Consider the following 19,561-nt stretch of genomic DNA (forward strand, 5'->3'; position numbering starts at 1 on the left):
CCTCGTGGGTGATCGTCAGGCGCGGAGGGCTTCGACCGCCCGCGCGAGGGCCTGCGGCACGTCCGGTACGAGCGTGTGCGCCCCGTCGCGTACGACATGCCTGCCGCCCACGACCGTATGCCGTACGTCGGCCGCGCCCGCCGCGAAGACGGCCGTCTCGGCGCCCAGCCGGGGCAGCGGTCCGGCCGTCCTGACCGAGTCCAGGGCGATCGTCGTCAGGTCGGCGAGCGCGCCGGGTTCGATCCGGCCGGCCTCGTCCCAGCCGAGGGCGGCGTGGCCGTCGGCGGTGGCGGCCCGCAGCAGGGCGGCGGCCGTCCAGTGGCCGCGGGTGCGGGTGCGCAGCCTCTCGTTCAGCTCCATCGCGCGCGCCTCTTCGAGCAGGTCGATGACGGCGTGGCTGTCGGAGCCGAGGGAGAGCGGGGAGCCGGCCCGCTGGAGGGCGACGGCCGGCCCGATGCCGTCGGCCAGGTCCCGTTCGGTGGTGGGGCACATGCAGGTGCCGGTGCCCGAGCCGCCGAGCAGGGCGATGTCCTCGTCGGTGAGGTGGGTGCTGTGCACCCCGGTGGTGCGCGGTCCGAGCACGCCGTGGTCGGCGAGCAGCCGGGTGGGGGTGCGGCCGTGCGCGGCGAGGCAGGCGTCGTTCTCGGCGGTCTGCTCCGACAGGTGCACGTGCAGCGGGGCCCGCCGCTCCTGCGCCCAGCCCGCCACGGTCGCCAGCTGGGCGGCGGGCACGGCCCGTACCGAGTGGATCGCCGCCCCGATCCGTGCGTGGTCCCGCTCCTCGAGAACCGCACAGCGTGCCGCCCAGGCCTCCGCGCTGCCGTCGGAGAACCGCAGCTGGTGGGTGTCGGGGGCCTCGCCGAAGCCGGAGGAGAGGTAGCAGGTGTCGAGGAGGGTGATGCGGATGCCGGCCTCGGCGGCGGCCGCGATCAGCGCCTCGCCCATGGCGTTGGGGTCGGCGTAGGGGGTGCCGCCGGGGGCGTGGTGGACGTAGTGGAACTCGCCGACGCAGGTGATGCCGGCGAGGGCCATCTCGGCGTACACCGCGCGCGCCAGGGCGTGGTAGGTCTCCGGGGTCAGGCGGTCGGCGACGGAGTACATCACCTCGCGCCAGGTCCAGAAGGTTCCGGAGCCGACCTGGACCGTGCCGCGCAGCGCCCGGTGGAAGGCGTGGCTGTGGGCGTTGGCGAGCCCCGGCAGGGTCAGCCCGCGCAGCACCTCGGCGCCGGGCGGCGGGGCGGGCGTGCCGGTGCGGACGGCGCCGATCCGCCCGTCCGCGACCTCGACGCTCACCCCCGGCTCGACGTGGGTGCCGAGCCAGGCGTGCTCCAACCAGTAGGTTCCGTCGGTCACCTGCAGGCCAGCCCTTCCAGTACGTCGGCGAGTGCGTGCACCCCGGCCACGCAGTCGTCCTCGGCCGCGGACTCGGCCGGGGAGTGCGAGACTCCGGTGGGGTTGCGCACGAACAGCATGGCGGTCGGAATGCTCCCGGACAGGATCCCGGCGTCGTGTCCCGCGCCGGTGCCGAGGACGGGCACCGTCAGGCCGGTGTCCTTGCCGAGGATCCGGGCCAGTTCGTCCCGCAGGGCGTGGTCGAACTCCACGACCGGAGTGAAGGACTCCCGGACGACGTCGAGGTCGATGCCGTGCGCGGCGGCGTACTCCCGCGCGGCCTTCTCGACACCGCCCACCACCGTGTCCAGGGTCTCCTGGTCGGCGGCGCGGGAGTCGAGCCAGCCGCGCACGAGGGACGGGATCGCGTTGACCCCGTTGGGCTCGACGGAGATCTTCCCGAAGGTGGCGACGGCACCGGCGAGTTCGGCCTCGCGGCGGGCGGCGAGCACGGTCTCGGCGTACGACAGCATCGGGTCGCGGCGGTCCACGAGCCGGGTGGTGCCGGCGTGGTTGGCCTCGCCCCGGAAGTCGAACCGCCACCGCCCGTGCGGCCAGATGGCGCTGGCGACGCCGACCCGGTCGCCGGACAGGTCCAGCGCGCGGCCCTGTTCGACGTGCAGCTCCACGAAGGCGCCGATCCGGGCCAGCCGCTCGGGGTCGGGCCCGATGGCCTCGGGGTCGTACCCGGCGGCCTCCATGGCGCGCGGCAGGCTGATCCCGTCCCCGTCGGTGAGCCGGTGCGCCTGTTCCACGGTCAGCTGCCCGGCGGTGAGCCGGGACCCGACACAGGCGAGCCCGAACCGGGCCCCCTCCTCGTCCCCGAAGTTGACGATGGCGAGGGGCCTCGCGAACTCCGCTCCCCGCCCGCGCAGTTCGTCCAGCGCGGCGAGGGAGGACACCACCCCGAGGGGGCCGTCGAAGGCCCCGCCGTCCGGCACGGAGTCGAGGTGGGAGCCCGTGACGACGGCGTCCCCGGCGGCGGGGTCGCCGAGCCAGGCCCACTGGTTGCCGTTCCGGTCGACCTCGTAGGCCAGCCCCCGGTCCTCGGCCTGCTGCCTGAACCAGGCGCGGCAGTCGGCGTCGGCCCCGGTCCAGGCGTAGCGCCGGTAACCGCCGGAGTCGGGGTGCCGCCCGATGGGGAGCAGCTCCGCCCACATCTCGTGGAAGGAGCCGCCCCCGGCGGGCCGCGACACCTGGGCCTGGGTCACGCCTCGCCGCCCTCACGCATCGGCACCCGCACCCCGCGCTCCCCGGCGACCGACTCCGCGATGTCGTAGCCGGCGTCGACGTGCCGGATGACGCCCATCCCGGGGTCGTTGGTGAGCACGCGCCGGATCTTCTCGCCGCCGAGCTTCGTGCCGTCGGCGACCGTCACCTGACCGGCGTGGATCGACCGCCCCATGCCCACGCCGCCACCGTGGTGGATGGACACCCAGGAGGCGCCGGACGCCACGTTGACCATCGCGTTCAGCAGCGGCCAGTCGGCGATCGCGTCGGACCCGTCGAGCATGGCCTCGGTCTCGCGGTACGGGGAGGCGACGGACCCGCAGTCCAGGTGGTCCCGGCCGATGGCCAGCGGCGCGGCCAGCTCACCGCTCGCCACCATGTCGTTGAAGCGCTCGCCGGCCTTGTCGCGCTCGCCGTAGCCGAGCCAGCAGATGCGCGCGGGCAGGCCCTGGAAGTGGACCCGCTCGCCGGCCAGCTTGATCCAGCGGGCCAGGGACTCGTTCTCGGGGAACAGCTCCAGGATCGCCTTGTCGGTCTTGGCGATGTCGGCCGGGTCGCCGGACAGGGCCGCCCAGCGGAAGGGGCCCTTGCCCTCGCAGAAGAGGGGGCGGATGTAGGCGGGGACGAAGCCGGGGAAGGCGAAGGCGCGGCCGTAGCCGGCCAGCTGGGCCTCGCCGCGGATGGAGTTGCCGTAGTCGAAGACCTCGGCGCCCGCGTCCATGAAGCCGACCATGGCCTCCACGTGCCGCGCCATGGACTCACGCGCGCGGGTGGTGAAGCCGGCCGGGTCCTTCGCCGCCTCGGCGGCCATGTCCTCGAAGGCCACGCCCACCGGGAGGTAGGACAGCGGGTCGTGGGCGGAGGTCTGGTCGGTGACGATGTCGATGGGGGCGTTCATCGCCAGCAGCTGCGGGACCAGCTCGGCCGCGTTGCCGAGGACGCCGATGGACAGCGGGCGCCGGGCGTCCCGGGCCTCGGTGGCCAGCTGGAGGGCGTGGTCGAGGGAGTCGGCCCTGACGTCGAGGTAGCGGTGCTCGATGCGGCGCTCGATGGCGCGCGGGTCGCAGTCGATGCAGATCGCGACGCCGTCGTTCATGGTCACGGCGAGCGGCTGGGCGCCGCCCATGCCGCCGAGGCCGGCGGTGAGGGTGATCGTCCCGGCGAGGGTGCCGCCGAACTTCTTCGCGGCGACGGCGGCGAAGGTCTCGTAGGTGCCCTGGAGGATGCCCTGGGTGCCGATGTAGATCCAGGAGCCGGCGGTCATCTGGCCGTACATGGTCAGGCCGAGGGCCTCCAGGCGGCGGAACTCCTCCCAGTTGGCCCAGTCGCCGACCAGGTTGGAGTTGGCGATGAGGACACGCGGGGCCCACTCGTGGGTCTGCATCACGCCGACCGGGCGGCCGGACTGGACCAGCATGGTCTCGTCCTGCTTGAGGGTCTTCAGCGTGCGGACCATGGCGTCGAAGGAGCGCCAGTCACGGGCCGCCTTGCCGGTGCCGCCGTAGACGACGAGCTTGTCGGGGTGCTCGGCGACCTCGGGGTCGAGGTTGTTCTGCAGCATGCGCAGGGCGGCTTCCTGCTGCCATCCCAGAGCGCTCAGTTCCGTGCCGCGCGGTGCTCGTACGGGGCGGGGTCCCGACATCGTCAGCCTCCTCCTGTGCCTACGTCTATTCACATCCTGTCTTCCTGAATAGAGCTAGTCAATACGCCGGAGGGCCGCGTCCGCGTGCGGCGGGTGTTTGGCTGGAAGCACCGGTAGCCGAGACAGGACGGGGAGACCCATGGCGGACATCGACGGCCGGGCCCGGGAGCGGGCGGACCGGCGGGACCGGGCGGTGCGGGCGGCCGTCGAGCAGGGCCTGCTGGGCCCGGACGCGGCCGTGGCGGGCCTGCTGGACGTCACCGGGATCCGGGAGTCGGCGGCGGCGCTGCGGGCGGCGTTCGACGCCGTGACGGCGCCCGGCACCCCGGTGCTGCACGCCTTCGCGGTGAAGGCGACCCCGCTGGTGCCGGTGGTGCGGCTGCTGCACGAGGCGGGCATCGGCGCCGAGGTGGCCAGCCCCGGCGAGCTGGCGCTGGCCCGGGCCGCCGGGGTGCCGCCCGCCCGGACGGTGCTGGACTCGCCCGCCAAGACCCCGGCGGAGCTGCGCGAGGCGCTGGCCCTGGGCGTCGCGGTGAACGCCGACAACCCGCAGGAACTGGAGCGGCTCGACGCCCTCGTGTGCTCCGCCCCCGCCCGGTCCCCGCTCGGGCTCCGGGTCAACCCGCAGATCGGCGCCGGCAGCATCGGGGCGACCTCGACGGCGACGCGAACCTCGAAGTTCGGGGTGGCCCTGCGGGACGAGGGGGCGCGCGAGTGGGTCGTACGGGCGTACGCGGAGCGGCCGTGGCTGACCCGGCTGCACGCGCACACCGGCTCGCAGGGCATCCCGCTGCCGCTGCTGGCGCGGGGCGTGGCGGAGGTGTACGCGCTCGCGGAGGAGATCAACACGGCCGTGGGGCGGCGGCAGGTGGACACGATCGACATCGGCGGCGGGCTGCCGGTGGACGTGACGTCGGAGGCGGCGGAGCCGACGCACGACGCGTACGCGCGCGTGCTGGCCGGCCGGGTGCCGGGGCTGTTCGACGGGCGGTACGGGCTGGTGACCGAGTTCGGGCGGTCGCTGCTGGCCAGGCACGGGACGGTGGTGACCCGGGTGGAGTACGCCAAGAGCGCGGGCGGGCGGCGGATCGCGGTGACCCACGCGGGCGCGCAGGTGGCGGCGCGGACGGTGTACGCGCCGGGGACGTGGCCGCTGCGGATCGCCGCGTACGACGCCGGGGGGCGGCCGAAGACGGGGCCGGAGGTGGTGCAGGACGTGGCCGGGCCGGCCTGTTTCTCGGGCGACCTGCTCGCCGAGGGGCGCGCGCTGCCGCGGCTGGAGCAGGGCGACTACGCGGCGGCGCTGGACACGGGCGCGTACGGCTTCGCCCACCACTACGCCTACAACTCCCTGGCCCGGCCGGGCGTCTACGGCTACGTGCCGGACGGCGCCGGGGGCATGGCCTTCGCGGTGGTGCGGGAGCCGCAGACGCTCGCGGAGGTGGTGGCCGAATCCGGAGGGGCGCACGCGTCCGCGCTCACCACCCTCCGCGCCCCCGGGAGCCGTTGACAGACCCCGGCCACCTCTCGAACAAATGGTTCAACGGCCGTGCCACACACCTCGGTTGACCCACACTAGTACGCCGGACGCATGTTCCACCGGAAAATGCCAAACGCCTCACCCCCCGCATCTACGTTGCGTAGTGTCGGCGTCACTCAACCGGAGTTCCAGGCGGGAGGGGAGCCACGGTGCCCGGAATCGACGAGTGCTTACTGGAAGCGATGCGGCTGCCCGGTGCCCGGGGGGCCGCGCTGGTGGACTGGACGAGCGGCCTGGCCCTCGGCACGGTCGGGGAGGCGCCCGGCGGCGACCACGAGACGACCGCCGCCGAGGCCGCCGAACTGGCCCGGATGGCCGCCGAGTACGGCACCTTCGCGGCGGCCGGCGACGACCGGCCACCCGTGGAGGACGTGATCATCAGCAACGGGGACAGCTACCACCTGCTGCGCTTCGTGGACACGTCCTTCGACAGCAGCGTGTTCCTGCACCTGTGGCTCGGCCGTGAGGAGGGCAACCTCGCGCTCGCCCGGATCCGGCTCGGCGAGATGGCCGCGCGGCTGGTGCTGGGATGACCGTGGTCAGCGCACCGCAGCCGGCCCTCCCCGTGCGGGACAAGGCGGCCACCCGCGCCCTGTCCCCCATGCTGACCCGGCTCGCCGAGGAGCGGGCCACCGGCGTCCTGGTCCGCGAACACGGCGTCCTGCACCTCGCCGAGGGCCGGGTGGTGCACGCCGAGAGCCCCCTCGCCCCCGGCCTCGACGTGCTCCTCACGGCCCACGGCACGCTCGCGGGCGCCGCCTGGCAGCAGGCCGCGGCCCGGACCCCGGGCCCGCTGCACGCGGCCGAACTCCTGCTGCGCTCCGGGGTGCTGCCCACGGGCGCGCTGGAACTGTGCCACCTGGACGCGGTGTACGACGCCGGGTACTTCGCACTGGCCCCGAGCAGCACCCCCGGGCGGTTCCGGTACGACCACGCGCCCCGCCTCGGCCCGCTGCCCTCGGTTCCCGTGGTCGCGCTGGAGCGCGAGACGCTGCGCCGCCGGCTGCTGCTGCACCGGCTGTGGCCCGACCCGGCCGCCGACAGCGCGCCGCTGATCCGCGCGGACCCGGTCGGCGGACGTGCCCCGGGCGCGCCGGTCACCCCCCGGCAGCGGGCCGTCCTGGACCGGGTGGACGGCGTCCGCACGGCCATCGACATCGCCCGGAACCTGGGCCGGCAGGCGTTCCACACGCTGGTCGACGTACGCCGGCTCACGGCGGCCGGGCAGATCGCACCCGCGCCCACGGCAGCCGCCCCGCCACCGCCGCCGCCCTACCAGGTCACCACCGACCCCGACATCGCGCTGCTGAAGAGGCTCAGGGATGCGCTGGAGGCGCTTTGAACGGCACCGCCCCGCCGAGAGGAGAGACCTGATGGTGGCCGAAGAGGAGCTGAGCGGCGTCGTGGAGGAGCTGCGCCGGCTGCGCACCCGGGTGCCGCAGCTCACCGGCGCCCTCGCCGCCGGCGTCGACGGCCTCGTCGTCGCCCACGACACCCCCGGCGTCGACCCGGACGGCCTGGCCGCGCTCACCGCGGCCGCGCTCGGCGTCGCCGTGCGGGTCGCCGACGCCACCGGGCACGGCGGCTTCCGCGAGCTGCTGGTGCGCGGCGAGCGCGGTTACATCTCGACCTACGCGGCCGGCCGCACCGCCGTCCTGACCCTGCTCGCCCAGGACCGGGTCAACGTCGGCCGGCTCCACCTGGAGGGCCGCCGGGCCGGCGCCCGCATCGGAGAGCTGCTGGACGCCGCCGAGGCCGTACGCCCGCTGCCCAGGACCACCCCCGCACGCACCCGCACCCCCCGCGCGCCCCGCACCACGGCGGCCGAGGCGCGCACCGCAACCGACAGCTGAAGGGAACCACCATGGCCAACACCGAGACCGCACTGAAGGAAGCCCTCACCTCCATCGAGGGCGCCACCGGCGTCGCGCTCGTCGACTACACCAGCGGGATGGCGCTGGGGACGATGGGCGGCAGCAAGAGCTTCGACCTGAACGTGGCCGCCGCCGGCAACACCGACGTCATCCGCGCCAAGATGCGCACGATGGAGATGCTCGGCCTCAAGGCCGGCATCGAGGACATCCTGATCACCCTGTCCGACCAGTACCACCTGATCCGCCTGCTCAGCAGCCGGGGCGGCAACGGCCTGTTCCTGTACCTGGTCCTCGACTCCAGCCGGGCCAACCTGGCGATGGCCCGGCACCAGCTGAAGCGGATCGAGGAGGAACTGGAGGTCTGACAGCGGCTCAGACCAGGGCCGCGGTACGGCGGCGGGCCCCGCCGGGGGCCGCGTCGCCGGCCGCGACGCCGGTACCGCGCAGGCCCTTGACGGCCTTGCCGGCCGGGCGTCCGCCGCGCCGGTCGAGCCAGTCGACGCGCACCCACAGCAGCGTCTCCCGCGTCCGCTCCAGCCGCCCGAGCCAGGCGGCCTTCAGCCGCAGCCCGGTGCCGAGCCCGGCCAGCAGCATGCCGCCGGCCGCGGGCACCGCGAAGGCGGAGCCGAGCGCGAGCGCCCCGCCCAGCAGCAGCCACCAGCGGTGGCCCCGGCGCCAGGCGCGCACGGTCACCGCCCGGTCCTGCAGGACGTCGTACCTGCCCGCGCGGGCCGCCCCGCGGGCGAGGGCGGTGTAGCGGCCCCGCCGGACGAGTGCCACGACGGCCGCGCCGGCCAGGAACAGCACGGCCCCGGCCAGCACCCCGATCCGGCGCCCGGTCACTCCCCCGGGCACGGTCCCGATCCCCGCGGCGACCACGCCGAGCCACCACAGCGGGGCGGCCCCCGCCCGTACGACGACGGCCACCCGGGCCAGTCCCTGTCCTCCGCGCGCCACGTCAGCCTCCCGTGTCACGTGTCCACAGCGCATGGGTCTCGCAGGGAAGCTAGCGGCAGAACGTGAGACGAATCTGAGAGCGGCGGGGCGAGGTCACTCCACGAACAGACCGCGGGCCGCCGCCTTCGTGTCGAACTCCTCCAGCCGGGCCTGGGCCTGCGGCAGGTCGTCGCAGAGGGCCTCCAGCAGCACCCGGCCGAGCAGCATCGGCGCGCAGGCGGTGTCGAAGGCGAGGCCGGTGCCGACGGCGGCGGGCAGCAGCAGGTCGGAGTGCTTGGCGACCGGCGCGAACGCCGAGTCGGCGACCGTGACGACGGTCAGTCCGGCGTCCTTGGCGTAGGCGAGGGTGTCCACGACCTCGCGGGGGTGCCGGGGCAGCGCGAAGCACAGCAGCGCGGTGGCGCCGGCCCGGACGGCGGCGTCGATGCGGTCGTGGATCATCGTGCCGCCCTCGTTGAGCAGCCGGACGTCCGGGTGGACCTTGGCGGCGAAGTAGGCGAAGCCGTAGGCCTGGGAGGCGGCGGCGCGCAGGCCGAGCACCGGCAGCGGGCGGGAGGCGGCGAGGACCCGGCCGGCCTGCTGCACCGGGCGCGGGTCGGCGAGCAGCTCGGCCAGGTGCCTCAGGTTCTCGATCTCGGCCTCGACGGCCTGCTGGTACTCGTTGTAGGCCGAGGCCCCGGCGGCCGGTTCGGCCGGGACGACCTCGCGCAGGTGCCGGCGCAGGGCGGGGTAGCCGTCGAAGCCGAGGGCGACCGCGAACCGGGTCACCGAGGGCTGGCTGACCCCGGCCAGTTCGGCCAGCTCCACGCTGGACAGGAAGGGCACGTCGGCGGCCCGGCGCACCATGCTGTGCGCGATGCGGCGCTGGGTCGGCGTGAGCCGGTGACCCTCGAAGAGCGCCTGCAATCGGTTGGCAGGGCTGTCGGTGCCGCTCATCACGTAACTCCCCCTCCGGATTACTCGACGCCCCGGGAGAGTACAGCGCCGAGGCACGGCCGGACACGGGCCGTCCATTCAGACAGTGTGCCACTGCATACCGTTATACAGCGGGCCCGGGGGCCAGCCCCAGTGCGGCGCAGCCGGCCGCTCCCTAGGCTGACCGTCATGACCACACGCGAGCCGCGGGACGCCGCCCTCCGGGCGGACCCCGACCTGGGCAAGGACCTCGACGCGACCGTGCGGGCCCGCCGGGAGCTGGGCGACGACTACGACACGGCGCTGGTGGAGTCCTTCCTGGAGAAGGTCGGACAGCGGATCGACGACACGGTGGACCGCCGGGTGCGGCGGCAGCTGGCCGAGCGGCAGGTGGAGACGGCACGCGAGAGCCGGCGGCCGGGGCCGGCCGACTCCTGGGGCGAGCGCTACGGCTTCGCCCTGATCACGCTGGTCCTGGCGATCCCGCTGTCCTCGATCGCCGGCGCCTTCGCCGGGATGTCCGGGATGGTGGTCGCCTGGTTCGGCATCGTCGGCGTCAACGCGGTGCAGGCCGTACGGGTCCGCCCGGAGCTGCTCGCCGGCCGGGGCGACCGGGACCGCCCGCCCCGGGACGGGTGACCGGCGCCCCGGGGTGTCAGGCCTGCCGGGTCGGCAGCACCATGATCTGGCGCAGGTTGACGTGCCGGGGGCGGCTGGTGACGTAGGCGACGACGTCCGCGACGTCCGCCGCCGCCAGCGCGCCGATCACCTCGAACATGCCGTCCAGCTGCCCGGACAGCTCCGCGCTGTCGACGTGCGTCTTCAGCTCGCTCTCCGTCAGTCCCGGCTCGATGTTGGTGACCCGGACGTCCTGCGGCCCGAACTCGGTGCGCAGAGACTGCGAGAGATAGGTGACGGCGGCCTTCGTGGCGCCGTACACCGCGTAGTTCGGGAACGGCACGTGGGCGCCGATCGAGGAGATGTTCACCAGGTCGGCGGTGCGTCCCTGGCCGGCGGCGGCCACCAGGCCGGCACCGAAGGCGCGGATGACCCGCAGCACGCCGGTGACGTTGGTGTCGAGCATCCGCTGCCACTCGTCGAGCCGGCCCTCCTGGATCGGGTTCGGCAGCATGACGCCGGCGTTGTTCACGACGAGGTCGACGGCGCCGAACGCCTCCAGGACCCGGTCCCGGGCCGCCTCGACGGACGCGTCGTCGGTGACGTCGGCGGCCACGGCGAGTGCCTCGCCGCCCGCGGCCCGGATCTTCTCCACCAGCGCGTCGAGCCGGTCCGCGCGCCGGGCGAGCAGCGCCACCCGGGCGCCCTCGGCGGCCAGGTGCAGGGCGACGGCCTCGCCGATCCCGCTGGCGGCTCCGGTGACGACGGCGGTACGGCCGGACAGGTTCGCGTACGACATGGGTGTTCCCCCTGGATGGTTCGCGCCGGGGCGGTTCCCCGGCGGCCCTCACCACTGTCGCCGCGTCCGGCGGCCGTACCCAGGGATGCGGTTTTCCTGGGTCTGCCAGTACCAGGATGCGGGCGACGCCCCTCGCCTACGATCGGCGCATGAACGGGGACTGGACCGAAGCAGAGGTGGGCGACTTCCTGCGCTCGCGCCGCGCCCGCATCCGGCCGGAGGAGGTCGGGCTGCCCGCGCACGGGCGGCGCCGGGTGCCGGGGCTGCGCCGCGAGGAGGTGGCCCAGCTCGCCGGCGTGAGCGTCGACTACTACATCCGGCTGGAACAGGGCCGGGGCACGAGCGTCAGCGACGCCGTCCTGGACTCCGTCGCGCGGGTGCTGCGGCTGGACGAGACCGAGCAGGCGTACCTGCGTACGGTGGCCCGGCCCCGGCGACGCAGGCAGCCGGCCGGCACGCCCCGCGTCCGCCCCGGGGTGCAGCTCCTCCTGGACGCCATGGCGCACGGCCCGGCGTTCGTGCTGGGCCGCCGCATGGACGTCCTGGCCTGGAACGCGCTCGGCGACGCGGTGAACGGCTTCAGCCGGCTGGCCCCGGAGGAGCGGAACGTGGCCCGGCAGGTCTTCCTGGACCCGGCCGGCCGGGAGCTGTACCCGGAGTGGCACGCGGTCGCCGCCCAGACGGCGGCCCATCTTCGGGTGAGCGCGGGCCGGTACGCCGACGACCCCGAGCTGTGCGCCCTGGTCGGCGAACTCTCCGTGCGCAGCGAGGACTTCCGCCGGATGTGGGCGGACCACGAGGTCAGGGAGTGCGCGTACGGCGTGAAGAAGATACGGCACCCGGTCGCGGGCCTGCTGACCCTGCCGTACGAGACCATGACGACCCCGACGGACCCGGAGCAGACCATCGTGGCGTACACCCCGGAGCCGGGGTCGGAGACGGCGGAGCGCCTGGCGCTGCTGGGGAGTTGGGCCACCGTCTGAGGCCGGTGCCGGCCGGAGGGGTTTGCGCGGGGACCGCCGCACCCCCGTTGCCGGGGGGCGGGACGACGGCGGTCCCCGCGAGGGACGCGGGCCGGGTCAGGCCGGGCCCCCGCGTCCGTGGCGTCCATGGAGGTCCGGGAGCCGCTCCGGAGGTCCTTGGCGCCGTTCGGCGCCGGCCCGGGAGGAGAGCCCCTCCCTGCCGACATCCACCAATGTGCCGGACGCGTGTTAAGCCGGTGCTGCGTCCACGTGACACGCTCGTACCGGTTGTGCGAACCCGCCCGCACCCCAGGTCTCCCGAGGTCACGGGCGGTTCACCGGCCGTTCGCTACTTGTTGCCGCCCTTGGCCAGGAAGGCCAGCAGGTCCTGCCGGCTGACCACACCGGTCGGCTTGCCCTCGACCAGGACGATCGCCGCGTCGGCCGAGCCGAGCACGGACATCAGGTCGCCGACCGGCTCGCCGGAGCCGACCTGGGGCAGCGGGGCGCACATGTGCTTCTCCAGCGGGTCCTCCAGCGAGGCCCGCTTGCTGAACAGGGCGTCCAGCAGCTCGCGTTCCACGACCGAGCCGACGACCTCGGCGGCCATGACGTCGGGGTGACCGGCGCCCGGCTTGACGACGGGCATCTGCGAGACGCCGTACTCGCGCAGCACCTCGATGGCCTGGCCGACGGTCTCCTCCGGGTGCATGTGCACCAGGGACGGGATGGCGCCGGCCGCCTTGTCGTTCAGGACGTCGCCGACGCGGGCGCTGGGGCCCTCGTCCTCCAGGAAGCCGTAGTCGGCCATCCACTCGTCGTTGAAGATCTTGCTGAGGTAGCCGCGGCCGCTGTCGGGCAGCAGCACCACCACGACGTCGTCCGGGCCGAGCCGCTCGGCGACCTCCAGCGCGGCCACGACGGCCATGCCGCAGGAGCCGCCCACCAGCAGGCCCTCCTCCTTGGCCAGCCGGCGGGTCATCTGGAAGGAGTCCTTGTCGGAGACGGCGACGATCTCGTCCGCGACGCCGCGGTCGTAGGCGGTCGGCCAGAAGTCCTCACCGACGCCCTCGACCAGGTAGGGCCGCCCGGAGCCGCCGGAGTAGACCGAGCCCTCGGGGTCGGCGCCGACGACCTTGACCTTCCCCTGGCTGGCCTCCTTCAGATAGCGGCCGGTGCCCGAGATGGTGCCGCCGGTGCCGACGCCCGCCACGAAGTGGGTGATCTTCCCCTCGGTCTGCTCCCACAGCTCGGGGCCGGTCGAGTGATAGTGCGACAGGGGGTTGTTGGGGTTGGAGTACTGGTCGGGCTTCCAGGCGCCCGGGGTCTCCCGCACCAGCCGGTCGGAGACGTTGTAGTACGAGTCAGGGTGCTCCGGCGCGACGGCGGTCGGGCACACGACCACCTCGGCGCCGTAGGCCCGCAGCACGTTGATCTTGTCGGTGCTCACCTTGTCGGGGCACACGAAGATGCACTTGTAGCCCTTCTGCTGGGCCACGATGGCAAGCCCCACACCGGTGTTGCCACTGGTCGGCTCGACGATCGTGCCGCCCGGCTTCAGCTCCCCGCTCTGCTCGGCGGCCTCGATCATGCGCAGGGCGATGCGGTCCTTCACGGAGCCGCCGGGGTTGAAGTACTCCACCTTGGCCAGGACGGTCGCCTGGATGCCCTTGGTCACGTTGTTGAGCCGCACCAGCGGGGTGTTGCCGACGAGGCTGATCATCGAGTCGTGGTATCGCACCGTTGTCTCCGGTCGCTGCAAAAGAACTGTTCGTAGTGGTGCCGCCAGCCTAAGGCCAGCGGTGTGGCGGGCGCGGGCGTTCACAGCCCGTTGAGATTGACGCACGGTCCGTACGGGGCAAGGAGTGGGTGTACGGCTACGAGGAGGTGTCGGCGACGCATGACGAGCATGTCGAGGGCACGGGTGGCCCGGCGTATCGCGGCCGGGGCGGCGTACGGCGGCGGAGGGGTCGGGCTGGCCGGCGCGGCCGTGGTCGGTCTGGTGCTGGCGGAGCTGCGGCTGGCGCGGCGCCATGTGGGCAACGGCAGCAGCGACCGGGTGCCGGTGGCCGACGGTGTGTACGGCCACGCGTACGACATCCCCGGCGAACCGCCTCTCCGCCTGGCCATGCTCGGCGACTCCACGGCGGCGGGGCAGGGCGTGCACCGGGCGGGCCAGACCCCGGGCGCGCTGCTGGCCTCCGGGCTGGCGGCGGTGGCGGAGCGGCCGGTGGAGCTGCGGAACGTGGCGTCGCCGGGGGCCCGGTCCGACGACCTGGACCGGCAGGTGGCCCTGGTGCTGTCGGCCCCGCCCCCCGTCCCGGACATCTGCGTGATCATGATCGGGGCGAACGACGTGACCCGCCGGATGCCGCCGACCCGCTCGGTACGGCACCTGGCGGCGGCGGTACGGCGGCTGCGCACGGCCGGCGCCGAGGTGGTCGTCGGCACCTGCCCCGACCTCGGCACGATCGAGCCGGTGCAGCAGCCGCTGCGCTGGCTGGCCCGGCGGGCGTCCCGGCAGCTGGCGGCGGCCCAGACCATCGGGGTGGTGGAGCAGGGCGGGCGCACGGTGTCGCTGGGCGACCTGCTCGGCCCCGAGTTCGAGGCCAACCCGCGGGAGCTGTTCGGGCCGGACAACTACCACCCCTCGGCGGAGGGGTACGCGACGGCGGCGATGGCGGTGCTGCCGACGGTGTGCGCGGCGCTGGGCCTGTGGCCGGCCGAGGAGGAGCGGCCGGACGTGTCGCGCCGCGAGGGTTTCCTGCCGGTCGCGCGGGCGGCGGCCGAGGCCGCGTCGGAGGCCGGCACCGAGGTGACGGCGGCGATGCCCACCGGTCCGCGGGGCCCCTGGGCCCTGCTGAAGCGGCGGCGCCGGCGCCGGGTCCCCGAGGCCGAGCCGGCGACCCCGTCGCTCTGACGGGCCCACTCCCCCCAAGCAAGCGCTTAGAAAGTGCGGTCAGTGTCACACCCCGACACCGATGACCTGTCAGGTACGGCCGGGTAACTTCCCAACCGGCCCTGCCCGACCCCCTTCCACTGGAGCCGTGATGCCCGAAGCCGTCATCGTCTCGACCGCCCGCTCTCCCATCGGCCGCGCGAACAAGGGCTCCCTGAAGGACCTGCGCCCCGACGACCTGACCGCCACGATCATCCAGGCGGCGCTCGCCAAGATCCCCGAGCTGGACCCGCGGGACATCGACGACCTGATGCTCGGCTGCGGCCTCCCCGGCGGGGAGCAGGGCCACAACCTCGGCCGGATCGTCGCCGTGCAGATGGGCATGGACCACCTGCCGGGCTGCACGATCACCCGCTACTGCTCCTCCTCCCTGCAGACCTCCCGCATGGCGCTGCACGCCATCAAGGCCGGCGAGGGCGACGTCTTCATCTCGGCCGGCGTCGAGATGGTCTCCAGCTACCGCAACGGCTCCTCCGACATGCCGGGCACCTACAACCCGCTGTTCGCCGAGGCGCAGGGCCGCACCGAGGCCGTCGCCCGGCAGGAGGGCACGACCTGGCACGACCCGCGCGAGGACGGCCTGCTGCCCGACCCGTACATCGCGATGGGCCAGACCGCGGAGAACCTGGCCCGCGCCAAGGGCATCAGCCGCCGGGAGATGGACGAGTTCGGCGTCCGTTCGCAGAACCTCGCCGAGGAAGCCATCAAGAACGGCTTCTGGGAGCGGGAGATCACCCCGGTGACGCTGCCCGACGGCACGGTGGTCAGCAAGGACGACGGCCCGCGCGCCGGGGTCACCCTGGAGGCCGTGGAGGGCCTGAAGCCGGTGTTCCGCCCGGACGGACTGGTCACCGCCGGCAACTGCTGCCCGCTCAACGACGGCGCCGCCGCGGTCGTCATCATGTCCGACACCAAGGCGCGCGAGCTGGGCCTGACCCCGCTCGCCCGGATCGTGTCCACCGGCGTCTCCGGCCTCTCCCCCGAGATCATGGGCCTCGGCCCGGTCGAGGCCAGCAAGCAGGCCCTCCAGCGCGCCGGCCTGGGCATCGGCGACATCGACCTGGTCGAGATCAACGAGGCCTTCGCCGCCCAGGTGATCCCCTCGTACCAGGAGCTCGGCATCGACCTCGACAGGCTGAACGTCAACGGCGGCGCCATCGCCGTCGGCCACCCCTTCGGCATGACGGGCGCCCGTATCACCGGCACCCTCATCAACTCGCTGCAGTGGCACGACAAGCAGTTCGGCCTGGAGACGATGTGCGTCGGCGGCGGCCAGGGCATGGCGATGGTCATCGAGCGCCTCAGCTGATCCACCGACCGTAGCGAATCGGCCACTTTATGTGGCAGAAGGGCCCAGAACCGAGGAAACGCCAAGGTTCTGGGCCTTTTCGTGATCCAATCTCCCCCAGGATGTGACCTATCTCGCTCGCCCGGCATATCGGTGCAGGTCAGCGCAGGTCAGCACGGCGCACGACGAAACCACGAGTCCAAAGTCCTGTCCGTTTCGTGACGTTACGCACTGACAGCTGGTTAGTCCGCCCTTCAAGCTGATGTAGGAAGTCGGGGGTCGACCTTGAACCGGGAGTACGTCAGTGAGCGCCATGCCGATCGCCCTGCTGCTCACCACGGCAGCCACCGGCGCCGTGGGCGTCGCCGTCCTGCGCACCGTCCTGAAGCTGCGCAGGCAGCTGACGGCGCTCCAGCGGCAGCTCGCAGAGAACCAGGCCGCGACCACGCACGCCCTGCTGCCGGGCGCCCGTACCAGCGCCGAGGCCGACCAGATACGCGCGGCCGTGGCCGAGGCGCTCGCCGAGGAGCGGGAGCGGGAGCTGGCCGAGGCGCGCGCCTTCTGGGCGGCGCAGGAAGCCCGTGACGCCTCCGACGCACCCTCCCTGTTCGGCCTGCCCGAGGCCGACGTGTTCCTGCCCCGGCAGGCGGACTTCGCCGGCCTGGAACCACTGGAGCCGGTGTCCGAGCCGGGCGGCGACACCGACGAGTTCGCCGGTGATTCCCCCGAACTCGCCGCGGCCCGCCGCCGGCACCCCTCCCACCCCGACTTCGTCCCGGTGCAGTCGCCGTCGGTCAACGACCACGAGCGCACGGTGACCACGCTGGAGGAGCTGGCCGCCGGGCGCGTGGAACTCTCCGACGTCCGCCCCGGCCCGCTCGGCACCCTCGACGTGTACGTCTTCGCCGACGGCACCACCCTGTGCATGACCCCGGGCCACCGCGAGACCGCGGAACGCCTGGCGACGGCCCTGGAGGCCGGCCAGGCCCCGTACCTGCTGGGCGGCTCGGGCATCTCCGGCGCCTACACGCTGACGTTCGCGTGCGGCGAGGAGACGGTGTACATCCTGGCCGACAGGGTCATCGCGTCCCTCTGACGGCGGTCTCAGACCCCCGCCCTCTTGCGCGCCTCCTCCACCAGCCGCACCGCCTCGGCGACCTGCTCGTCGCTCTCCAGCACGACCGCGAGGTCGCGCGCGGCGACGAGGATCTGGTCGGCGGCGGCGAACATCCCCGCGTCCGGCATCTCCCGGGGCTCGGCCCCGGGCGACTCCACCCGCTGCGCCCACCCGGACAACTGCCGGGCCAGCGCCAGCGCCTCCGCGGCGGCGCTCCGTTGCAGCCGGCTCTGCGGTGCCGCCCGCAACCGGTCGGCGAAGTGATCCACTGCTTGGGTCAAGGGCGTCGTATCAACCACGCGCCGAGCGTAACGTGCCGCACTGTTGCCAATACGCGAACGCTCAGGCACGGTGACCTGAAGGACCGGCTTACATCCCCTTTGTGTTCGGAGGCGCCGATGTCCCACGTCTTCTCCGAGGAGACCCACCGCAACCTGCTCGCCCGCATCCCGCACTGCACCGGTCGTGAAGTCACCGACTGGCTGCGCACCGTCGAAGAAGGCCCGTCCCTGTTCCGCTTCGAGGAGAAGGTCAGCTGGCTCCGGCACGAGTACGACCTCGCGTACGGCCACGCGAAGGCGATCGTGCACGAGTACGACCTGAGGAGGGCGGCGCGCAAGCTGCTCTGAACGGCACAGGGCCCCGGGCGATCGCCCGGGGCCCTGCCGTCGACGGCGGACGCGCTAGTCGCTGCTGCTGAAGATCGCGACCAGCCGCAGCATCTCGACGTAGATCCACACCAGGGTCATGGTGAGACCGAACGCGGCGAGCCAGGACTCGTTGCGCGGGGCGCCGTAGGCGATGCCGTCCTCGATCTGCTTGAAGTCGAGGGTCAGGAAGAACGCGCCGAGCAGGATCGCGATGATGCCGACGAGTGCGCCGAGCGGCCCGAAGCTGCGCAGGCCGCCGTCCTCGGCGACGCCGAAGGCGACCAGCAGCAGGTTGACCGCCATGACCACCATGAAGGCGATCGCGATGGCCATGCCGATGCGGGCGTAGCGCGCGGTGACGCGGATCCAGCCGGCCTTGTAGACCAGCAGGGTGGCGCCGGAGACCGCCATGGTGCCGAGCACCGCCTGGAAGGGCGCGCCGCTCCACCGGCTGTTGAACATCTCGCTGAAGACACCGAGGAAGACACCCTCGAAGGCCGCGTACCCCAGGATCAGCGCGGGCGACGGGGTGCGCTTGAAGCTCTGGACCATCGCCAGGACGAACGCGATCAGCGCGGCACCGATGGCCAGGCCGTAACTGGTGGCCGAGACCGGCAGCAGCGCCCAGGCGAGGACGGCACCGACAGCGACCGTGCCGAGTGTGAGGGCCGAGCGGACGACGACGTCGTCCATGGTCATCCGGTCGGTGGTGACCGGGGCCTGGGGCGGGGCGCCGTACTGGGCGTCCGCCTGCGCGTACGGGTTCTGCGCATACGGGTTCTGCGCATACGGGTTGCCCTGTGCGGACCCGGCCTGCGGTGCGGTGTTGAAGCCGGCGTAGCCGTTGTCGCGGCTGAACCCCCGTCGCGAGAAGACCGGGTTGCTGCTCCTCATTTCACTCCTCCATGGCTGCCGAGCGCAGCCTTGGCCTCAAGAGTAATGGATTGGCAAAGGATCGACGTGATACTTGAGGAGGATCTTTCCCCTGCCGTGCTGCGCAACACGCTACGCGGACGACTGATTCCCGGCCACGGACGGACGGCCGACCGGGCGGAAGCGGTGAACGGGATCGCCTGCCGGCGTTCGAGGAGTGAACATCTGTTCACTGGAGAGGGGTGCCGTCGATGGCGGAAGGTGCCCGGAGCCGGACTTGAACCGGCACGCCCGCGAAGGGGCAGCGAGGTTTAAGCTCGCCGTGTCTGCATTCCACCATCCGGGCAGGCCATGGGCTCCGCTTCGAGGTTCGAGCCTATCGGGACCCACCCCCCGAACAGCGGGCGGGTGGACCGATGTTGTCTTATTTTATTGAGGTCTGAGGGTGCATCAGCCGCCGGAACGCGCCATCCGCACTTGCCAATAGCCTGACGCGACGGCTGTGCACGCGTACGCGAAATGACGGAATTTCACCGTCCGAACGAGGGCGGTCCACCTGTTCTCTGCAACCTCCCCGGGTGCGGAGGGCGTCAGGGTCTCCCCTCCTCCGCAGGTATGACACCGGGCCGCTCCGTCCGACCCCAGTCGCCCTCCGGAACCGGAACAGCGGCTGACTCCACGCGCGTTTCGTGCCGGGACGATGGAACGGTCCCCAGGAACACACGCCGTCCCGACAGGAGCACCC

General features: G+C 73.3%; 20 protein-coding genes and 1 tRNA gene. 11 read left to right on the forward strand and 10 right to left on the reverse strand.

Annotated elements, in window-relative coordinates; all coding sequences use genetic code 11:
- Positions 1-15: 15 nt before the first annotated feature.
- Genes IG05_RS0110760 through hutU form a run of 3 tightly spaced genes read right to left on the reverse strand, consistent with a single transcriptional unit; the run spans position 16 to position 4,264 of the window.
- Positions 16-1,353 (reverse strand): formimidoylglutamate deiminase, encoded by a 1,338-nt coding sequence (locus IG05_RS0110760; protein WP_030341422.1) that lies wholly within the window; start codon positions 1,351-1,353, stop codon positions 16-18.
- Complete coding sequence (locus IG05_RS0110765; RefSeq protein ID WP_107051335.1) at positions 1,350-2,552, reverse strand: allantoate amidohydrolase; 1,203 nt, start codon at positions 2,550-2,552, stop codon at positions 1,350-1,352. The genes IG05_RS0110760 and IG05_RS0110765 overlap by 4 nt, the downstream gene beginning before the upstream one ends.
- A 47-nt stretch (positions 2,553-2,599) precedes the next feature.
- Entirely contained in the window at positions 2,600-4,264 is a 1,665-nt protein-coding gene (hutU, locus tag IG05_RS0110770; RefSeq protein ID WP_030341425.1) for a urocanate hydratase, read from the reverse strand.
- A 139-nt stretch (positions 4,265-4,403) separates the two neighbouring features.
- Here hutU and IG05_RS0110775 point away from each other — a divergent pair, with 139 nt between their 5' ends.
- The 5 genes from IG05_RS0110775 (at position 4,404) to IG05_RS0110795 (ending at position 8,043) form a co-directional block, all read left to right on the forward strand.
- A complete protein-coding gene (locus tag IG05_RS0110775) occupies positions 4,404-5,774 on the forward strand; it encodes a diaminopimelate decarboxylase (RefSeq protein WP_030341427.1) in 1,371 nt (456 codons plus the stop codon).
- Between the two features lie 179 nt (positions 5,775-5,953).
- Positions 5,954-6,337 (forward strand): hypothetical protein, encoded by a 384-nt coding sequence (locus IG05_RS0110780; protein ID WP_037813537.1) that lies wholly within the window; start codon positions 5,954-5,956, stop codon positions 6,335-6,337.
- A complete protein-coding gene (locus tag IG05_RS0110785) occupies positions 6,334-7,146 on the forward strand; it encodes a hypothetical protein (protein WP_030341431.1) in 813 nt (270 codons plus the stop codon). The genes IG05_RS0110780 and IG05_RS0110785 overlap by 4 nt, the downstream gene beginning before the upstream one ends.
- Positions 7,147-7,177: 31 nt before the next feature.
- Complete coding sequence (locus IG05_RS0110790) at positions 7,178-7,657, forward strand: roadblock/LC7 domain-containing protein (RefSeq protein WP_030341433.1); 480 nt, start codon at positions 7,178-7,180, stop codon at positions 7,655-7,657.
- Positions 7,658-7,668: 11 nt separating this feature from the next.
- Positions 7,669-8,043, forward strand: coding sequence for a hypothetical protein (locus IG05_RS0110795; protein WP_030341435.1), 375 nt, complete (start codon positions 7,669-7,671; stop codon positions 8,041-8,043).
- A 7-nt stretch (positions 8,044-8,050) separates the two neighbouring features.
- Here the strand turns inward: IG05_RS0110795 and IG05_RS0110800 are convergent, their stop codons facing one another.
- Positions 8,051-8,605 (reverse strand): hypothetical protein, encoded by a 555-nt coding sequence (locus IG05_RS0110800; RefSeq protein WP_030341436.1) that lies wholly within the window; start codon positions 8,603-8,605, stop codon positions 8,051-8,053.
- Between the two features lie 123 nt (positions 8,606-8,728).
- Positions 8,729-9,571 (reverse strand): MurR/RpiR family transcriptional regulator, encoded by an 843-nt coding sequence (locus IG05_RS0110805; protein ID WP_030341438.1) that lies wholly within the window; start codon positions 9,569-9,571, stop codon positions 8,729-8,731.
- 168 nt (positions 9,572-9,739) lie between these two features.
- On the opposite strand from IG05_RS0110805, the gene IG05_RS0110810 reads away from it, so the two are divergent.
- Positions 9,740-10,189 carry a hypothetical protein gene (locus tag IG05_RS0110810; RefSeq protein WP_030341439.1) on the forward strand — a complete coding sequence of 150 codons (450 nt, stop codon included), beginning with the start codon at positions 9,740-9,742 and terminating at the stop codon, positions 10,187-10,189.
- Positions 10,190-10,205: 16 nt separating this feature from the next.
- Here IG05_RS0110810 and IG05_RS0110815 read toward each other — a convergent pair whose 3' ends face one another.
- On the reverse strand, positions 10,206-10,967 hold the full coding sequence (locus IG05_RS0110815) for an SDR family oxidoreductase (protein WP_030341442.1): 762 nt from the start codon (positions 10,965-10,967) through the stop codon (positions 10,206-10,208).
- Between the two features lie 149 nt (positions 10,968-11,116).
- Here IG05_RS0110815 and IG05_RS0110820 point away from each other — a divergent pair, with 149 nt between their 5' ends.
- Positions 11,117-11,950 carry a helix-turn-helix transcriptional regulator gene (locus IG05_RS0110820; RefSeq protein WP_030341444.1) on the forward strand — a complete coding sequence of 278 codons (834 nt, stop codon included), beginning with the start codon at positions 11,117-11,119 and terminating at the stop codon, positions 11,948-11,950.
- 328 nt (positions 11,951-12,278) lie between these two features.
- Here the strand turns inward: IG05_RS0110820 and IG05_RS0110825 are convergent, their stop codons facing one another.
- The gene (locus IG05_RS0110825) at positions 12,279-13,670 is read right to left on the reverse strand and encodes a cystathionine beta-synthase (RefSeq protein ID WP_030341445.1); all 1,392 of its coding nucleotides are present in this window, start codon (positions 13,668-13,670) and stop codon (positions 12,279-12,281) included.
- A gap of 159 nt (positions 13,671-13,829) precedes the next feature.
- Between IG05_RS0110825 and IG05_RS0110830 the strand changes: the two genes are divergently transcribed.
- From IG05_RS0110830 to IG05_RS0110840, 3 genes are all read left to right on the forward strand, one after another.
- Positions 13,830-14,849, forward strand: a complete 1,020-nt coding sequence (locus tag IG05_RS0110830; protein ID WP_030341447.1) for an SGNH/GDSL hydrolase family protein — start codon at positions 13,830-13,832, stop codon at positions 14,847-14,849.
- Between the two features lie 130 nt (positions 14,850-14,979).
- Entirely contained in the window at positions 14,980-16,197 is a 1,218-nt protein-coding gene (locus IG05_RS0110835; protein ID WP_030341448.1) for an acetyl-CoA C-acetyltransferase, read from the forward strand.
- Positions 16,198-16,480: 283 nt separating this feature from the next.
- On the forward strand, positions 16,481-17,272 hold the full coding sequence (locus tag IG05_RS0110840; protein ID WP_030341450.1) for a hypothetical protein: 792 nt from the start codon (positions 16,481-16,483) through the stop codon (positions 17,270-17,272).
- Between the two features lie 8 nt (positions 17,273-17,280).
- Here the strand turns inward: IG05_RS0110840 and IG05_RS0110845 are convergent, their stop codons facing one another.
- The gene (locus IG05_RS0110845) at positions 17,281-17,592 is read right to left on the reverse strand and encodes a hypothetical protein (protein ID WP_078894041.1); all 312 of its coding nucleotides are present in this window, start codon (positions 17,590-17,592) and stop codon (positions 17,281-17,283) included.
- 99 nt (positions 17,593-17,691) lie between these two features.
- On the opposite strand from IG05_RS0110845, the gene IG05_RS0110850 reads away from it, so the two are divergent.
- Entirely contained in the window at positions 17,692-17,922 is a 231-nt protein-coding gene (locus IG05_RS0110850; protein ID WP_030341454.1) for a DUF4287 domain-containing protein, read from the forward strand.
- A gap of 54 nt (positions 17,923-17,976) precedes the next feature.
- On the opposite strand, the gene IG05_RS0110855 is transcribed toward IG05_RS0110850, so the two are convergent.
- Positions 17,977-18,837: a Bax inhibitor-1/YccA family membrane protein gene (locus IG05_RS0110855; RefSeq protein ID WP_030341455.1), complete on the reverse strand. Its 861-nt coding sequence runs from the start codon at positions 18,835-18,837 to the stop codon at positions 17,977-17,979.
- A 241-nt stretch (positions 18,838-19,078) separates the two neighbouring features.
- Positions 19,079-19,162: transfer RNA gene (locus IG05_RS0110860), tRNA-Leu, on the reverse strand.
- Between the last annotated feature and the right edge of the window lie 399 nt (positions 19,163-19,561).

The organism is Streptomyces sp. NRRL S-1022, assembly GCF_000720135.1.
GTDB lineage: Bacteria > Actinomycetota > Actinomycetes > Streptomycetales > Streptomycetaceae > Streptomyces.

Excerpts from the sequence above, each read along its gene's own strand:
- IG05_RS0110765 (WP_107051335.1), bottom strand. The coding sequence starts at position 2,552 with ATGTGGGCGGAGCTGCTCCCCATCGGGCGGCACCCCGACTCCGGCGGT.
- hutU (WP_030341425.1), bottom strand. The coding sequence starts at position 4,264 with ATGTCGGGACCCCGCCCCGTACGAGCACCGCGCGGCACGGAACTGAGC.
- IG05_RS0110775 (WP_030341427.1), top strand. The coding sequence starts at position 4,404 with ATGGCGGACATCGACGGCCGGGCCCGGGAGCGGGCGGACCGGCGGGAC.
- IG05_RS0110785 (WP_030341431.1), top strand. The coding sequence starts at position 6,334 with ATGACCGTGGTCAGCGCACCGCAGCCGGCCCTCCCCGTGCGGGACAAG.
- IG05_RS0110790 (WP_030341433.1), top strand. The coding sequence starts at position 7,178 with ATGGTGGCCGAAGAGGAGCTGAGCGGCGTCGTGGAGGAGCTGCGCCGG.
- IG05_RS0110795 (WP_030341435.1), top strand. The coding sequence starts at position 7,669 with ATGGCCAACACCGAGACCGCACTGAAGGAAGCCCTCACCTCCATCGAG.
- IG05_RS0110805 (WP_030341438.1), bottom strand. The coding sequence starts at position 9,571 with ATGAGCGGCACCGACAGCCCTGCCAACCGATTGCAGGCGCTCTTCGAG.
- IG05_RS0110810 (WP_030341439.1), top strand. The coding sequence starts at position 9,740 with ATGACCACACGCGAGCCGCGGGACGCCGCCCTCCGGGCGGACCCCGAC.
- IG05_RS0110815 (WP_030341442.1), bottom strand. The coding sequence starts at position 10,967 with ATGTCGTACGCGAACCTGTCCGGCCGTACCGCCGTCGTCACCGGAGCC.
- IG05_RS0110820 (WP_030341444.1), top strand. The coding sequence starts at position 11,117 with ATGAACGGGGACTGGACCGAAGCAGAGGTGGGCGACTTCCTGCGCTCG.
- IG05_RS0110830 (WP_030341447.1), top strand. The coding sequence starts at position 13,830 with ATGACGAGCATGTCGAGGGCACGGGTGGCCCGGCGTATCGCGGCCGGG.
- IG05_RS0110835 (WP_030341448.1), top strand. The coding sequence starts at position 14,980 with ATGCCCGAAGCCGTCATCGTCTCGACCGCCCGCTCTCCCATCGGCCGC.
- IG05_RS0110850 (WP_030341454.1), top strand. The coding sequence starts at position 17,692 with ATGTCCCACGTCTTCTCCGAGGAGACCCACCGCAACCTGCTCGCCCGC.
- IG05_RS0110855 (WP_030341455.1), bottom strand. The coding sequence starts at position 18,837 with ATGAGGAGCAGCAACCCGGTCTTCTCGCGACGGGGGTTCAGCCGCGAC.